Origin of the sequence: Bremerella cremea, from assembly GCF_039541315.1 — a bacterium.
Classification (GTDB): Bacteria; Planctomycetota; Planctomycetia; order Pirellulales; family Pirellulaceae; genus Bremerella; species Bremerella cremea.
In genome coordinates this window covers 1503427-1520814 of the sequence record NZ_BAABFZ010000003.1, presented here as the reverse complement: position 1 = coordinate 1520814, position 17388 = coordinate 1503427, and the positions used below count along the sequence as shown (strand labels likewise).

At 56.4% G+C, this 17388-nt stretch carries 6 protein-coding genes; all 6 read right to left on the bottom strand.

Features of this window, described 5'->3' with window-relative positions; all coding sequences use genetic code 11:
- Nucleotides 1-6: 6 nt before the first annotated feature.
- The 6 genes from ABD890_RS08445 to ABD890_RS08420 all read right to left on the bottom strand — a co-directional run bounded on the left by ABD890_RS08445 (nucleotide 7) and on the right by ABD890_RS08420 (nucleotide 17163).
- Nucleotides 7-2343 carry a type VI secretion system Vgr family protein gene (locus tag ABD890_RS08445; RefSeq protein WP_345087816.1) on the bottom strand — a complete coding sequence of 779 codons (2337 nt, stop codon included), beginning with the start codon at nucleotides 2341-2343 and terminating at the stop codon, nucleotides 7-9.
- 149 nt (nucleotides 2344-2492) lie between these two features.
- Entirely contained in the window at nucleotides 2493-2993 is a 501-nt protein-coding gene (locus ABD890_RS08440) for an Hcp family type VI secretion system effector (protein WP_345087814.1), read from the bottom strand.
- Nucleotides 2994-3385: 392 nt separating this feature from the next.
- Entirely contained in the window at nucleotides 3386-8704 is a 5319-nt protein-coding gene (locus ABD890_RS08435) for a VWA domain-containing protein (protein ID WP_345087812.1), read from the bottom strand.
- Between the two features lie 257 nt (nucleotides 8705-8961).
- Complete coding sequence (locus ABD890_RS08430) at nucleotides 8962-10173, bottom strand: hypothetical protein (protein ID WP_345087810.1); 1212 nt, start codon at nucleotides 10171-10173, stop codon at nucleotides 8962-8964.
- Between the two features lie 310 nt (nucleotides 10174-10483).
- Nucleotides 10484-15304 carry a hypothetical protein gene (locus ABD890_RS08425; protein WP_345087808.1) on the bottom strand — a complete coding sequence of 1607 codons (4821 nt, stop codon included), beginning with the start codon at nucleotides 15302-15304 and terminating at the stop codon, nucleotides 10484-10486.
- A gap of 248 nt (nucleotides 15305-15552) precedes the next feature.
- Nucleotides 15553-17163, bottom strand: coding sequence for a methyltransferase regulatory domain-containing protein (locus tag ABD890_RS08420; protein WP_345087806.1), 1611 nt, complete (start codon nucleotides 17161-17163; stop codon nucleotides 15553-15555).
- Nucleotides 17164-17388: the final 225 nt, after the last annotated feature.

The following is a 17388-nucleotide window of genomic DNA, read 5'->3' as shown; positions in this document are numbered from 1 at the left end:
TCGATCTTATTCCGGAGCCGACTTGAAGCCGGTCTCTTCGTTATGGGCTTCGTCTGGATCTTGCGGTGCTGCCTGGGTGACTTCGTTCTCAGGCTTCTCTGGGGACGAAGGAGAGCTCGGGCTCGCTTCGACCGCGGACGTCGCCGCTCCACCACTGTTGATGTTCACCAGTGTTCCCTGAATGAAGACACCACCGGCGTTGATGTTGATGAAATTGCCGCCCACTTTCAGCGAGAGGCTGGCACCCGCTTCGATGTTGAGCGTCATGCCCGCCTTCAGGTTCATCTCCATCCCTGAGGCCTGGTTGTAGTTCATGCCGGCCTTGGCTTCGATGTTCTGGCCAGCTTCGGTGTTGATGTTCGCACCTGCCTTCGAGTTCCAATCCGACTCGGCCTTGATGTGCAGCGTGCTCGATTGCTGACGCCAGTCGCCATCGACGGTGATGTCCTGCGAGCCCTTCACCCAGGTCTTGGCACTGCCATCGTTGGTGACTTCCAGACCTTGGTCGCCGATCTGAACGCCAACGCTCTTCTCGACGACCAGGGCGACGTTGCCGCCTGAGGACTCGTCGCCGTTGCCCACCATCAGTTGATGGTTCCCCTCGATGTGTTCGATCTGGTGACGCTTGATGTTGATCTCTTTGTCTTGAAAGACCTTCTCACGCTGCCAACCGGTTTTTTCGCCATCTTTCTCTTGGCCGATGATTTGCGAGCGATTGCCCAAGGTCAGATTTCGCGAGTCGTTCTTCACACGGACGTCCAGGTCTTTTTGGGCATGCAGAAAGATGCGTTCCTTGTCTGCTTTATCGTCGAAGAACAGTTCGTTGAAACCATTGCCGCCGGGAGTGCTATTGGTCTTGAAGTAGGTCTTCGCCTTGTCGTCCGGCAGGCTGTACGCAGGCTTCTGGATTTCGTTATAGACCGAACCGACCACGAGCGGCCGATCGGGATTGCCATCCAGAAAGTCGACCACCACTTCTTGCCCGACGCGCGGAATGGAGAGGAATCCCCATTTCTTACCGGCCGATGCCTGGGCGACGCGAACCCAGCACGAGGTTTCTGTATCGGGCTGCTTGCGATCCTTGTTCTGCGGGCGAGCCCAGTGGAACAAGCACTTGATCCGGGCATATTCATCGGTGTGGATTTCTTCGCCCGCCGGACCTATGACCGTCGCCGTTTGCAGGCCAGCCACGCTTGGACGGCTGGATGTTTGCGGTGGATTGAAGACCGTGTCTTCCGGAACACACGTGAAATTGTTGATGTACTTGTCGCCCGCTGCTTCGCCGGTGGTGTAGTTCGGATTGGTGCCGGAGTGCGACATTGCGACGATCGCGTAGGTCTTCCCGCTATCGGCATGAACCCGTTTCGAGTTCAGCTTGAACTTGGCGCCTGGTCCGAACGAAACGCAGTCGCTTGAAGCTTGAATGCGATCGAAGCCATGCTCTTCCGAACCGATGCGTACCTTGGTGTTCGAGGTCGAATGTTCGCTGGCCTGGCCGGAGGACTTCGAGTCGACGAAGTTCCCAGGATAGTCGTACAACTCGTACTTCTTGAAGTCGGAACTGAGCGGATTGCTAATCTTGGTTTCCGAGTTCTTCTCGAAGTTTTCGTAAGGCTCTTTGAACGTATGATCGGTGTTCACGAACTTGCCAGCCACGAACTCCCAGCGGTGGTTCCATTCGATGATTTCCGGCTGGGTGCCATGCGTGCCGGCGGAAGTCGTTCGGTGATAGACATCTTTCTCGGTGGCGTCGAAGTAAGCCTGAGAGTTGTCGGCGAGGATCAGCGTATCGCTGCTCGAACCATCTCCGGAGCCATCGAAGAAGTAGAAGATGCCTGCTTCTTCCATCAAGCGGCTAACAAAGTTGAAATCGGTCTCGCGATATTGCACGCAGTATTCGAGCTTCGGGTAGTTCTTCTGCAGCTTCAACTTGAACTTGGCAATGCTGCTCAGTGGATCGCTGTTGAAGACCGCCTCGATGATTTCGGGGATGGTTTTGTCCTCGAAGATCCGGCAGTCGCTGGTTTGCGTGGCGAACCAGAGCCAAGGCACCATCTCGGCATGGAACTCGACCATGGTGCCGGCCTGGTAATCGGCCGAGAAGCGATTGATATAGCCTTTGATGTAACGTTTGCTCGAGTCACCAACATTCAGCCGCAGCTTGATTTCTTTATTGATGACTTCTTCCGGCTTATGCTGCCGGTCTTGTCGTCTCGAGACGAGCGACAAACGGTACTTCGATAGCTTCGACAGACCCTCTTCACCCTGGAACGACAAGAGGTAGAAGTCATCTCCCAGGCTATCTTCCAGGGCAAACGCGCGATTCTCTTGAGCTTTGTTCATGGTAGTCGGAGCGTCCGAAAGAGGTGGGCTGACGGAAAGCTAGGGTGTCGGCCGGGCAAGTTTCGCCAAGGGACTCAGTTCGTCCGAAACGAAAAAAACGCAGGGGATAGCTGTACGCCGCTCCCCTGCGTTTGTTCGACAGCGAAGCGTTAAGAAGAAGCGCCCTCTTCGACCTTCCAGGTAGCTTCGACCTTACCCTGATTGGCGCCATCTTTGCCGTACTGATTGAAGGTCCACTTGGCTTCTTCAAAGTTCAGCGAGAACGATTCGGTTGGGACGGTACCGTCGCCATCGACAGCAGCGTTGAAGTTGTAGCTGGTGATGATGACCTGCTTCATCTCGAACTGCAGATAAGGGAGACGCTTGCCCTTGTCGCCGAGCGATTGCACCAGGTCGATCTTCACAACCGGATGAACGGTACCGGCAGCCATCGATTCGATCAGCTTCGGCGTCGACTTGTCCAGTTCCTTGACGCAGACCAGGTCGTCGAAGATTGCGCTCTGTACGTTGCGGCTCGAGCCCGATCCACCACGCGAAACCATGCGGGAAATGCTTTCACTGACCGAAAGCAGGTTGATCCAATTCTTGTGTTCGGCGTCGCCACTCTGTCCGGGAACACCATCAATAAACAGGAAACCAGCCATTGTCATTCTTCTCCCTCAATCTTGAAGTGTAAGTGTTACGATCGAATCGGCATTGTTTATGTCGCTGACGAAACCGCTAGTCGCAGGACTCAGGTCGGCCTCGTTTCCCCTGAAGATATTTAGGTTTACGGCGCCTCCCCGAGAACGTTGCGTCGTTTCCCGGAAGAAACGAGGAAAACATTTCGGGATGCAAACGGCTGCCCTTCGGCGAGCTTAAGGCGTTGAGAATTCATAGGTTGCAAATCACAACGCTGTCCCTTGATGATCAATGGTTGATCGGCCTCCCCAGTCCACTGCGATCAGTTGGTCCGATTGTCGCGATTGAAAGGGAAGCAGAGGCGTTGCCTACCCAGGATCGTCAATCTTAAGCAGGCTAACGATCCCTGTCGGAGGGCTTCCTACCACTTCGGAATCTGTACGTCGACCGAGAACGAAGGAGCCCCCGTTGTAAGCTGATCACGTGTCCAGATCTCAACTCGTGGATGGTCGCTCGCTTCGACGTCGTTCTTACTTTCGTACATGAATCGATGTGTGATGCTCAGGATCTCACGACTGCCATCGCCGGCGATGTCGTAGGTGCGTTGGATTCGGGGAGGTGCCGGAACGATTCCCACATGATGTGGTTGAATGCCTTGGCTACCAGGTTCAACTCTCACCACGATCTGATATTTGTACTGATCCAAGCTGGTGGATGTCTCGACCGTGAAGTTACCCGCTGCAAAGTCGGCCCCGGTGTTGGTGACGTTGTTCACCAGCAGATCTTTCAGCGAGACCGTCTTGGCAGGTTGGATCGGCTTCTCGACTTGCGTGTAAACCTTGATCCGTGCCCATTTAGCGGCCGATTGCCATTGATTTAGTTCCAGCAGGAACTCAGGGAACTGCGTTTCGTTGCGAAGCAGCAAATCGCTGAAGTAGCGGGTTTCGAACAGTTCGTTCGGAGCGAAAGCGTTCGTAACGCTCGGCTGGATCTCGGCCCAGATGTGAAACGGTCGCACGGTAAACTGCGTATCGTTCGTGTTCTCCAAGCGGACCGGGATCTCGAGCGTCCCCGTATCGGGGTCAGGGGCCTGAAAATTAAGGATGCTGGCGATATACTCGCCGCTGAAGCCCAAGGCATCGTCGACTGAGATCTTCGCTCGGGCCGCTTCTTCGGCCTGATCATCCTGGAAGACCATCTGGTTGATTTCGTCATCGTAGGTCAGCCGTACCTTCTCGCCACCGCGAAGCTGGATTTTGGCGGTGTCGTCGGTTCGTAGTTCACGCACGGTGTAGTCGTGCCGCTGGTTCTCGAAACTGTCTTTGGCGTACCACAATGAACCGAACTCGTGCGGAGTCGGTTGGCTTGGATCGTCCGATCGCTGGACCGAGAAGTAGACCTTGATGTTGATCAGCTCTTCGATGCGTCGGCGAAGTTCGATCTGCTGGTCGGCCGGAATGAACCCACCCCGAGCCTTCTCTTTTGCCAGCCAGGCAATCTCCGCCAAAGTGTTGGCAGGAGGCTGCGACGAAGGATTCGTTTGGAGGTTACGGGCCTGTTCTCCCAAGGCAAAGCCGACGACCTGAAGCTGCGTGTTGGCATACTTCGGTTTGTTGAACTCGTCGATCAGGTTGATGGCGCTTTTGCGGAACGGCCGGCTGGTAGGATCATCGGCCTGATCGTTCGCCCCATCGGTGATTACGATAATCTGCGTTGGCTTCGTGGGGTCGACCTTCTGCAGGGCCAGGTAAATCGAATAGTAAAGTGGCGTCTCGCCAAAGGCATCGAGTTCCTCAATCGCATCCTGAATGCGAGCGACATCGACGCCTGGTTCGTTTTGACGTGGCGAATGATTCAAGAGTGGAGCCAGGTTCGCATTGACCAGCGGCATCACATCGTTCGCCGGTACGATCCCGGCCGGAACGTTCACACCGGGACGCTGAATCGCTTGATTGTCAGCATCCCAGCCGACGCGGCTACCGAACGCATAGGTCAGCACGCGGAACTGTCCCTTCGGACTGGCCATCGTTCCGAGAATATCTTGCAGCACGCCCTTGGCGATGCTCATTCGCGACGCAGGCGGTGTCCCTGGAACGATCTTCGACATCGTAGCGGAACAGTCGAGGATGAAGATCACGTCGGCCGTTCCGCTCAGTTCGCCATCGACTGAGACAGTCGGCTGCCGGAACGGGAATGGATTCACGTCGACAATCTGCACAATGCTGTCAGGCCGCTTGGTGCCAGAGATCTCAAGCGGAAACCGGCGAGCATTGCCACGGAAACGAATCCGTTCGATCGTTTCAGTCGACTGCGCCACGGCCTTCGTTGGAATGATTTGCAGGAAGGGACGCTGTGGCTGGAAGATGCCGGCGGGCTGGGTCTGGAAGGTGTGGGTGACACTCGATTCGCCAGCCGAGTCGGACGTGTCGACCGCTTTGCCTTGATTCGCCAGCAAGTCAATTGACGAAAGACCGGCCGGGATCGATTGCGGGAAATGAATGGTCAGCTTGTGATGGATGTCGTCCTTGGAATCGCTGATCGATTCTGGTGGATTACCGAGATCGACCCACCGTGGGTAATCTTTTCGCAGTTGCCGTAGGCGACTGATGACGGTGCTGGCTAGTTCGCTGGTTGCGTTCACCGATTCCTGACTGAACGGACCGAGGTAGGCTTCCGCCGATCGATCGAAGTAAGGATTCAGTGAGTCGTTTCCCCAGAAATCTTCCATCGCACGGAAGGCATACCAGGCGAAGTGCTCCTTGCGTTGGATTCGATACTCGATCTGTGGGGGCGTGGTGCGATTGCCGGCGATGCGAGCCTGATCCGAGACCACAACCCCGGTGAACGCGGTCACTGCCGTCGCGTTGGTCGCGCTGGGAAACGACTCGATCGACCGCGCGGGGGCCAACGAACTGGCGAGGGCTTGCTCTTCGACATTCAACGCAAACTCAACGGTGGGGCCGGTCGCTTTCAGCAGTGCGGCTGCAGCTGGTTCGTTCTCGACTTGGATCGGTGCGATCTGAAAGTCGCCAGCGCCGCCGACCTGGTTCAAGGCTAACTGCCAGGGGCCTTTCGGAAACGAAGACAGACCCAGGATCAACGGAGACTGCGCGACCGGTTTCAGATTGACGTTGCCGAGCGATTGGCCAGCGATGGCAATTTGTTTAGCACGTAGCGAGTTGCGATCGTACGTCGCCATCGAAGGGGTCAAGCGAGCGACGTAGCGAACGCGTAGCAGGTCGTGGATTTCGAGTAGCGTCTCGGAGTCGGAGCGATTCTTGCCTCCTTGGGCGTCGAGGATATCTTGCGATTCACGATTCAAGAAACGAACGACTTCGGCATAGTTTTGTTCGATCTCGCGGATCAAGTCTTCCTCGGGAATGGGAGCCTTGCCGTAGTTCGGTTGGCTTTCACCTTCCAACTTGCGAGGCGATAACGCCGCGGCCAGGTCGTGACTTCTCTCGAGTGCGGTCGTGGCTTGATTCAAACGCAACTCGCGATCACTCGCGCCGTAAGGGTGATGCGTCAGCCACGAAATGAGATAAGGAACCGATATTCGAACCGAATCGACAGCCCGGTACGCTCGCGTCAGACGCTCCTTCTTGCTGGCGATGTCCTGGAAGCCATTGGCGGCCCCAGTTAATGGGCCCAGCAGTTCTAACGTCTTGTCCGGCTGCAACGCATAAAGGTAATCCTCGGCTTCGCGGCGGATTGAGTCGGCGTTGTCGAGCGATGGCACCAGCCAAGGGAAGACTCGTTGGTCTGCCGTAAATGCGAGTCGTTCGAGGCGTCGGCGACACTGGAGAACATCGACCATCGCGTTGCGGTAAGGAGTCGCGTCGTATGAAGCGGCATCGATGCCAAAGTTGGTTGCCAACGTCTGCTGGAAGTTGGCCAGCATCAGAAGTTGCTCAACTTCGACAACATGGGTTCCCTGGTTTGCTTCCTGGACCGGACTATTGGGGGCCGTTTGCAGGTAGTTGAGAATCAGCTCGATGTTCTCAGGCGTCATGTCCCGCTGATTCGCCTTCGTGAAGCCATCCAACAGAAACTCGGCGGCGGAGTAGTAGTCTTCGCAGTGTAGCGGCTTGGTTTGCTTGTCGGCCGGGGTGTCTGGCTTTTTGGCCTCTTCCGCGATTTTGTCAGCGTTGGTTTTCAACTCGGCCAACGTCGGAACATGGGTGATCGGCTCCGGATGAAGCAATCGCCAGCAGGCAAGACTTCCCAGGGCATACGACTTCCCTTTACCCAGCTCTCGCTGTAAGCCACTTCCCTCGAAGAATGGCAACGTCGACTCAACGATCACTTGCTCGGCAACCGGATTGTACTGGGCGATAGTCATCGCCAGATCATCCATCGCCTGATGAACCGATTTCAAAATCTGCGTCAGCTCGGCCTGGTACCACATGCCTGACTCGGTCATGCTCTCGGCACGCAGCAGTTCATACTGCACCAGGCTGAACCGGGCCGGAGCGATCTGCAGGGCACCATTTTCACCCAGCAGTTGCAGTGCGTCCCACAGGTCGGCCAAACGCTTCTGATCGGGACTGTTGCCATCGAAGTTGGAGGCATTATTAGGCTTGATCTGGAACTTCGCGTCGCCGACCCGGCTCAGTAAGATCTGATCAGGCGGCGGAGATTGACCAATCGAATATAACTGCGGCGTTTGTCGCGAATTGCGATGCTGCATTGCCCAATTATCGACACTTTGCAGCAAGTAGGTATTCAGTTCGCTGAGTGAAACGCTGTCGTCGGAAACCGAGGTCGGCATCTGGTCGGCATCGCCAAGCAGCCCTTTGCCGAACAGCAATCCAAAATTGGTGCCACCATCATGAGGATTCGCCCACGACTTCTGGCCGTCGCTGCTCGAGAGCAGCAGGTGTGTATTGGAAAGCTGAATGTCTTGTGGCAACGTCTTCAGCAGATTGCCGACTGAAGATGGGAAGTTGTTGTACAAGCGGTTGGCCGACCACTGCGACTCCATGCGGCCCATGTCGAAGACCAGCAACTTGTACGATTTGGGATAACGCTTGATGGTTGGATGATCGGAGATTGCCTGCAGGACCGTTGTCAGCGGAACTAGTTTCGCGTTGGCGTTGCCTCTCTCGGGCGAAAGGGCCCGGCTGTTCTTTGCCACCAGGTACGGAACGCCATCGTAGTTGGTCACGCCATGGCAACTGAAATAGAAGACCCAGCCGCCAGGTCGCGGCCCGCCAGGGGCCTTCGTCAGATCGAGATAGCGATTGATGGCTGAGGTGAACTCGTCGTCGTCGAGATTGATCCAGGGCTTCTGCTGTTCGGAACCGGCCGCCATTCCCTGGCCGATGTACAGTTCGATGTTGTTGCCAGGGTCTTCCATCGACAACGTGAAGTTGTTGAGGTCTTCCAGGGCGAATGCATTCGGTGCCCACAAGGGATCGTCATGTTCCAGAGTCGCCATATGGAGCATCGGCGTTTTGGTCGGTTGGCAGCCGATGATCGCGATGAACGACCCGGTCAGGATCGCCAGCGAGAAGAGCAGCAGGTTGAGCACACCGATGTTCTTCGGACCGTTCGACTTGTTCTCGCGGAGATACGATTTTTCAGAAGCTCGTTGGCCAGTCGGAGCAGGCTCGCCACGTTTTTTGCCGCGCCAGTCGGAAGGATCACGCGGAGGTTTCGCGGGCGTGGGCTGAGGATCGTTGGCTGGTTTCCGTTGCGGCTTCTTGGGTTTGCCGGCTCCTTCACGCCAATCAGCCATGATGCTTGCCTAGCTCCTACGGTTGCGGGTTCGAGTCGACGAGGAAGAAACGAGATCGCGGAACATCACTGGCGATGATTCGGGATCATGCCGCAGGTCGTTCCATCGAGAGTACCAGATTAACGGGACGCTTCAGAGTAAGTTTCGCGGAAATTCATCGACGGCGTAAGCTTTCTCCAAGAACGTCAAACGCCACGCCATCGGGAACAAGATGACGTGGCGGACGATGCGGTACCATTTGGGTCTCGATTCATCGGTTAGCGAGCAATCGAGATCGAACTGCCAGGTCGAAGCACGTTCAATGCCAGGCCGTCGATCGGGCGGACATACAGCAAACTGCCGTCGACATTCACGACTTGCACTTTGCCGTCGATGGTATGTTCACCACGGCGGCTATGGATCTGGATGGCCAACGTTTGACCAACCTTCATGCTGGTTGCCTTGGGCAGGTGCATGACGGCAGCCGACTGCTGCTGCTGGACGAACTCGACCTTGGTGCTGATGATTTCTGGTTGCGAGGCAACCGAAATGCTCAACGGCTCGTTGTCCTGGATCACCATCATGGCGGGGCTTTCGGTGGCCATTTCAGCCGAGACCGTGGCGACCTGCGACTGGCTGAATGCTTCCTGCTTCTCAGCGAAGCCAACATGGACCGGGGCGTAGAAGCTGGCCTGAGGTGCTTTTTCGACCGGAGCTTCCGGCATCGGCACGATCGCGGCGTCTTGCAGGTTCGCCGGAGCTGTAGTCTGCAGCGGAGCAGGTGGTGGAATTGGTGGCAGTGGTTCGCCCATTCCAGGAGCCGTTTCACGACCGGGAATTGCCGGGGTCGGAACTGTTTCGCGACTGTCCTGGGTTGCCGGAAGCACGCTGATCGGCGGGCACGCGGCCAAGGCTTGAGCGGCCATCGAGCGGACTTCAGCGGACGGCTCGTGCCAACACCCGTCGGTCTCGCCATAGGCCATGTCTTGCAGCTTTTCCTGGATTTTCTCGGTGCAGCAGGTGCTGCTGCACCCATCGTTGCACGCACAGCTTCCCGCGGCAGTTGCCACGGTTTGAACGGCCGTCTTGCGGACTTCTTCGGTGCAGTCGTTCAGGCCAGCCAGGATGGCGGCTTCGACTTTGCCTTCCTTGTCGTAGCACCCACAACCGATGGTCGCCAGGTACTTCAAAGCCTTGATCTTCTGCGGTGCAAGGTCTTCTTCCGCTTTGATCTCGGCCGCGGCCTTGATGGCTGGGTTGGGGGACTGAAGATTGAGCGGGTCAGCAATCCGCTTCAGTGGTGGCTTCTTTTCCCACTTCGGATGGTTGCCATGCTTGTTGATCCAATTGGCGTTCGCAGCATCGAACGATTGAGGAATGCCGAGCTTGTTCCACACCGTCACGGTCGGCGGAGCGGAGTGGATGGCACATCCGTTAACGAACATGGCTACGCACGCAAGTGCGGCGTACGGCAGTGAAGGCCTGACCATGAGAGCGTTCCTGTTGGTTTTGGGGCAAGTCCGATGAATTCCAAATGTCGGGGTCGGCTATCCTGCAACGATTGTCCACGCTAGGAGACTCCCCACATGCAGTACCATCGGAGTCGACGCCCCTCAAAAACAGTATTCAAGATGCTTGCGCAACCATTGGCCTAGCCTGCTAGGTTTCTGTGATCCGAAAAGTCGGCGCAAGTTACCTGGCTGGCTTTGCGGATTGCGTAAAATTTGAAGCTGCGTTGTCTCCAGCAATTAGGAAGTTGCTAGCGTGACATCGCAGCACTGTCGTCAACAAGCCAGCATGCTAGTTGAATTGCAGTTTGTAGATGGGTGAGCGTTGGTTCGCCGGCGAGGCCTGAGCGGTCGTTTCGGTTGACTTGATTCCGCCTGATGATTGTCGGCCACTGGTCTGTAGCGTGTAATTCGTCCCCGGCTTGAGCTGTGTGCTCTCAAACACCCAGGTAAGCCCATCTGGAGCCAGTGTGGGCTGGAGCGGCAGTTCCTTGATACTTGGTTTGTACTGCGGATCTTTGGTCGCTCTGCCATTCACGAAAACCACTTGGGTTCGAATGACCATCAGTGGCTGCGGGTTGCCATCGGTCGGATCGGCCAGCTTGGGACCTACACGGATGACCAGATCGAGCGGATCCGACTTCAAATCGGCGCGATTCACGGCTCGTATTCGCAATTTGTGGGTCGTCCCTTCTTCCCACTTTAAATCCGCCGGTCGGATGTTGAGGATGAACTGAGGCACACGCAGGAAGATATCGCTCTGGTTTGGAACGATGTTGCCCACTAGCGGTTCCAGGATGGAAGGCTTGTCGGCGATCGTTTTGCCAGGGCCAGGCTCGCCATATTCCAGATACTTGATGCCGGAAGCCTTATCTTCCGTTGGGATGGTGACCTTCAGGCCATCGTTGGCAGCGATCGTCAAAGGAGAAGGGGCGATGTTGATTGTCGGCGGATCTTTATCGATCACCACCGGTACACGGAGGCTTTCGACCATCTTCGATCCGTTATAGATCTCGACAACAAAGTCCCCAATAAACGTTTCGTAAGTCGCCGCGGACAGTCCGTTGGCGACGATGTCTTGCAACGACGACGTGATCACCAGCGGACCTTCGGCCTGGGCGGCGGTTAACTCGGCGGCGAACGAGCGATTCGAATACAGCGTCTCGGTGAAGTTCAAGCGAGCCGATTGAAAGCCATTGCCTGTTTCCAGCAAACCGAGTTGGATCATGTCAGGGTTAATCTCGCTGGCACCGTTGAAGCTGTTGGTGTCGGTCGAAATAGCCATCAACCAGTCGACCGTCTTGCTGTTGCTGGGCAAGATAATCGGAAGCCGATTCGCGGGCCAATCCGACGCCATCACCTCGACTGGCAGGGGAGGCTTTTGCTCGTCTTCAACATGAGGCACATACGCATCCAAGCGTAATGCCTGAAATCCGGCCGAAGCGTCGGCGTCGATCTTGCCGGTGTTCAGATGCATCACCTTGCGAAACGCACGTCGCAAAGTGGGCTGCTTTTCTGAAGACGCGATATCGATCAGCAGCGGACGCAACGGAGGCTTGGAGCTATCGAGATTCAAAACGGCTCCGAGCGTCGCCGTGCTGTCTGGTGAATTCAGCATGCCATACGACTGGCGGCGTATCAGTTCGGAATCTTCAAAGACGTTATCGAACTTCCAGTCCCACTCGACGCGAATCGGTATCTTGGCGAGGTTATGCGGCAAAGTGCAGAACCCAACCAAAGGTTGTTCATCCCAGGTCGCCCTCGGCATGGCACGACTACCGGTGATCGGCTGCACCATCATCTCGAGCCGCGAGAGCTTATCGGCGGGATAAACGGCCGGTTGGAAGTCGAGGTATTCGCTCGGATTGCGGGGGACCCATTCGACCCAACGCATCCAGCGCACTGGGTTGCCATCGGCGTCTTTGTGCTCTGTGTCTTCGATCACCACCAACAAGCCATTGGTCAGGCTGGTGGGTAGCACCTTGCCGGGCGAACCTGGTTTGCCGTCGGGACCCGGGGGACCAGGTGGTCCGGTGAAACGGAGCCATTGGCATTGGTTCTCGTCGATCGCTTCGTTGATGATCCGGCCTCGCAGGCGTGTTGCAGGAGGAGGAATCTGATCAACCGGCGGGGCCTGAATTCCGGTGGCAATGCCGGTCGGTAAGAAGTCTTTGCCAAGGTTCACCAAGGGACGCTCGAAGCTGGCAACCCGCCACGGGGCGAGCTCCGCTTCCTGGCTGTTGGCGCCGCCTGTCGCTGACTTGCGATGATACTGCGAAGAGAATATTCGCCCCGTTGGCATGATGCTGCCAGCTGGCCGCACGACCGGATAGAGCGACACATTCAGGCTGCGTGGTACACGCGAGCGGTTCATCACGCCCAGGCGATATTCGGACGGGCGGTTATCGAAGACGGGGATCTGCACGCGGTTGCCATAGAAGATGCCAGACTGATCGGCACCGGTTTGCTGCACGATCAACTCAACAACTTCGGCCCAAGGCAGCGTGACATCGAGCTTGCCGACGCGACTTCTTTCGGCACCTGGGGGAATGTATTGCGTCGGAATCGAAAGCGAAACAACCTCGCGCTGGGCGGTGCGAATATCAGGGATCTTGCGCCGTACCGCGTTCGCTTCGCGATCGAGTAACGCCGTGACCGTTCCCTTGATGATGAGCGGACCGCTGGCATCGATTGTGTAGTTCAGTGTTCCCTTCACCGGATCGAAACTACCGTTGTCGAACGAGACTTCCAGCGCATCGTGATCGTAAGCAACCTCGAAGGTGACCTGACCCGGCGGGAAGTTGGTGGCGGTCAGATCGAAAGCAATTTCGACCGGCTTGCCGATTTCATACAAGGTGACCGGTTGGTTCTCGGCGCCAGGTTGAATTGTCAGGCGAGGGATCTTTTCCTGAACCGGAAAGCGAAACGGGAGAGGTGGAACTTCGCCGACGATCTGGGCCATGTTGCGCCAATCGATCGTCCGGACACGGACCTGGTAGCGAACCTGATCACGGTAGTCGGCATTGGTCGGAAGATTAGCCGGGACGGTGTTGCCGAGCGTGACGAAGGCCTCGTTGCCATTGGTCGCAGGAGGCTCGCCGGCGGCTGCGATTTGAAGGTAAGTTGATCGCAAGCGTTCCATGTTGGCTGCCGAGGCCCGTGGGAGTTCGCCCTGAGAAAGTTGCATCAGGAATGGAGTCGAACTATCGATGTACGAGTAAGGCGGAACCGGTTGCTGCGAGAAAGAACGGAGCGATTGAGACATCTGAAATCGATCGGCGGCCGACGGCAGCGATGTCTTCAGATAACCGATCAGGCGAATCGCTTCCGCCATTTGGAAGTTTTGATTCTTCGTCTGCGGATCGAGTGGTGAGATCGTCATCTCGACATTGGTCAGTCGACGCAGCGAATTAATATTGGCAAGGGCACGATCCACGACGCCCACATACGGAAAGTTATTAAGCGGTTCGCCAGACTCGTCGCTGGAGGGGACTTCCAACATGCCGATCGTGATCTCTTCGATATCCTTCAGCAGCGATTCGTAATTGGAAACGGTCGAGTTGCTTCCGGTGTATTCATACCAACGTGTGATCTCCGGTACCTGGTAAACGCAATAGTTCCACCCGAGGAGCGCATCGCGTGAGGTTGTGCCTGCCGTGGTTAGTTCGGCGCTCCATGCTTGCTCGTAAGGGGAACCGACAAACTGGTTCCACGCTTCGATCAGATTGTCGGCTGGCGTATCACTTAAAGGGGGAATCGATTGAATGGCCTGGCCGTTCTTCATGTTGGCCAGCAGAGTTTCCAGCGAAGCTTTCATCTTGGTCAGCTTGTCTTCCGGCACGCTGCCGGTGGCAAACAGCAAACGGAACTGGTAGCCGATCAGGTAGCTATCGAGTCGACGAAAGTACTGCGGAGCGAAGTCGATCGGACTCCAGACCATGCCGCCACGTTCGGCCGGTGGCTGAGCCAGTTGATCGCGAAGCTGCCACACTTCATGCAAGGTGACCCAGCGTGGATCTTCATCCGTGGTCTTCTTGTCGTCTGGTTTGCCATCGGATGCGGCGTCAGGCTTGGTATCCGCGGGCGCTGCTTTGGGTGGGGCAGGGGGGACCGGCTCTTTCTTTTCCAGGGCATCCTTGGCCTCGTCTTCGGGCGAAGGGGTCTTTCGGAAATAGCGACAAATGAAGATCGCTGGAAACCCATCGGTCAGAATTCCTTGGCCACCCTGGAACAGCCGAGGCGTCTGGACAATCACTCCTTCGCCAAGATGGTCTTTCACACGAACGCAGATGTGATGGTACAACTCGTCAAGCGTCAGCACGTCGTCACTCGATATGTCGATCAGATCTTTGCCGATGAACGCTTCCTGAACCGCTTGCGAGAAGATCGAGTTCCGCTGCAGCGACAACGACAGCGACTTCTGCCCGTTCTCGTGCGAAGTGATGATGAACAAGCTGTCGTCGTCGCGGGCCTGCATCTCGGTTTCGAGTGCCGCGGTGAAGTTGTTCTCGTAAAGGTCGATCCGCCCGTCGGTGACAATCGTGCCGGCATCGAGCAGGACCAGCTTCATCGGACAGTTCGCCGTCTCGATCCAGTCGAGTACGACATTCAAATCCAGGACGCCACTTTGCTGCCAGTTGGCGAGCGAGTTACGAAGGAAGGTTGGCGTGGCGACCACGACATGGGCGACCCCCTCCTGATCGTATCGCAGGGTATGGGCCTGAATGTAGAAGACACACGCGTCGTGACGCCCTGGCGTCTTGCCATCCGAGGCTTCGCTGGCCAGCAAGTCGATCGATGGAAAGTTCTCTTCCAGCGAGAGAGTTGTCAGATGAAACGAGCGTGGATCGTGGTTACCCTTTTCGGCGATCGTATCGGCGACCGATGTATGGACGAGCGGAACGGTAGCCCATAAATCGTATTCGATCGACTTCGCCGCAAAGAAGAAGGTGTGTTGTTGCCGAGGGGGAAGGAGAAACCAGATCAGCGTTCCCAACAGAATGAGGAACAACGTCGCCACGAAGATCAAGCGAATCGTCCGCTTCATCGGACGCCCATCGTTGCCGGGGCGATGCTTCCAATCCTGCTTCATGCCGGGAGTAAGCTTGGCCATCGTGTCTCTCGTGATCAGGCGTCGATGTTGGGTAACAAAACAACGGTCCGCTCCTCATCCGAAAGAAACGGTCCCATCCGAACCCATCCGGTCATTAAATCACACACACTTCGGGATTCAAGCCACAGCCACCGGTCGAAATGCCCAGATGAGTGCTGATTCGGTCCGGAAACGAAAAAAGCGGGTCAGCGTCTTATCGACACCAACCCGCTTTCTGCTGGAGATTTCCTGAGAAGTCGTTCGTACCCTTACGATTGAACGAGCATCGCGGCCTTGCCAAGTCGCTGCAAGACTTCCTCGATGGCCTTTTTCACCACGATGTCACGGGGTAGATTGGCCGTTTTGTCTCCCTTGGTCTGGATGACCAGTTTTCCTTCATCGACCAGACGTTTTAGCTCTTCGCCCAGTTGGGCCTGGTCGCGGGTTCCGTCGATCAAGGGAACCATATGGCGTGCCAGGTCGTCGACCTGAACCGTTTCGTGGCGACCATTGGTCAAACGAGTCGTATTGGCAGCCTGCATCCGGGCGACCCCCGAGGTCTTTGGATATTCCGGTACCTCGACGGTGAATCGCGAAGGATTGTATTGCAGTTCAATGATGCCACTGACCGTCATATGAATGAGGTTCGTCGCCAAAGATCGCTTGAGAGCCTCGATCTTGGTGGCATCGGCAATCACGCCATCGACCATCTTATCGATCGCCGACTGAAACAAGTCGTCGAACGATATCGCGGCCGGGTAGCATTCCTTAAGCGTTTCGACCGTATGAATCACCAGCGGGTCTTGGGTGCTGACCGTCTGACGTGTTAGCGGATTGACGAATGTACGTGGATCGCCTGGCTTGGTGGTTTTGCTACGGTCGATCTGCTCGTCGAGGTTACCTGCGACATAGGCACCGTCCAGCGATTCGAGCTTCAAGGCTCGCGATAGCTTCGCGTTCTTGCGGCAAAGCAGCGTCTGACGGAAGGTGCGATTGCGGACGAAGTCGGAGTACTGTTCGCGCTGGATGATCTCTGGAGCGATCCGTTCCAGGGTTTCGGCAACCTCTTTCGGGAAGTTGCCGGTCCACATGGTCGCCAACTGCGATTCGCCCAGATACTGCAGTTCGTGCTCTTGGGCTCGCTCGACGAAGTCGTGGAAATAGAGCGGCGTGTTGTCTTTCTCGAGATGTTCGTGAAAGAGGTAATTGTCCGACTGGCGACGCAGCAGTTGCAGTTCGCTGTTGAGCAGCATGCCATAGGCGCCCCGGTCGGCCGAAACGCTCTTGGCGAGAAATTCGAGCAAGGCCCGAGCCTGTTGAATGCGACGAGGCACTTCGCTGACGTTCCGGACATGGAAGCTCATCATGTCGCGGATCATGCCGCGCATGTGCCAGCCGGGGAAGGTGTTGTAACTGATGTAGGCGATGCCATCTTCGGTCAGGCTGTTCTGGCAGACTTCCAGGATGCGGTTCTGGATCTCTTCGCTGACCCACGAGAACACACCGTGGCAAATGATGTAGTCGAATTCGCCCATCGACTCGTCGATGTCGGCACAATTCATGTGCAGCAGTTGGATGTTCGACAGCCCGAGGTAGCTGATGTTCTCTTCCCCTTGCTCGATCTGTTTCTTCGACAGATCGACCCCGACAAATTCGCTCTCGGGCAGGGCTTCGGCCATCGGAATCAAGTTGCCGCCGGCAGCGCAACCAATCTCCAGGACGCGGCACTTGCCGACCGGAGCAGGGCTCAAACCGAACAGGTGCCCCACCGTGGCCATTCGTTCTGGGTGAGACTGGCGGAAGGGATGGCTTGGATACGGAACGACGTCGTAGCTGTACTCTTCATCAGCCAAGGAAGGCATATTATCCGCGGTGCTCATGAGCTCTTTCACGAAGAAGGCAAAGAGGATAGGACGAGTGGATCCCGGGTTCGCTGCCCAGGGAGCAATAAGGTCTTATTCTTCCCACAAACGGGAAATGTGTCGTCTCCAAAGTCGGAAAAGTCGACGGAATCTACCAGTTTTACCAGAGAATCTTGTCGGTTGCAGTCATGGAGACAGTTGGGGAAACCTGCACGATGTTGCCGAATCTGTCGATTATGCCGC

What these genes read in the sequence shown, in the direction of transcription:
- ABD890_RS08445 (WP_345087816.1), bottom strand. Translation starts at nt 2,343, where the DNA reads ATGAACAAAGCTCAAGAGAATCGCGCGTTTGCCCTGGAAGATAGCCTG.
- ABD890_RS08440 (WP_345087814.1), bottom strand. Translation starts at nt 2,993, where the DNA reads ATGACAATGGCTGGTTTCCTGTTTATTGATGGTGTTCCCGGACAGAGT.
- ABD890_RS08435 (WP_345087812.1), bottom strand. Translation starts at nt 8,704, where the DNA reads ATGGCTGATTGGCGTGAAGGAGCCGGCAAACCCAAGAAGCCGCAACGG.
- ABD890_RS08430 (WP_345087810.1), bottom strand. Translation starts at nt 10,173, where the DNA reads ATGGTCAGGCCTTCACTGCCGTACGCCGCACTTGCGTGCGTAGCCATG.
- ABD890_RS08425 (WP_345087808.1), bottom strand. Translation starts at nt 15,304, where the DNA reads ATGGCCAAGCTTACTCCCGGCATGAAGCAGGATTGGAAGCATCGCCCC.
- ABD890_RS08420 (WP_345087806.1), bottom strand. Translation starts at nt 17,163, where the DNA reads ATGAGCACCGCGGATAATATGCCTTCCTTGGCTGATGAAGAGTACAGC.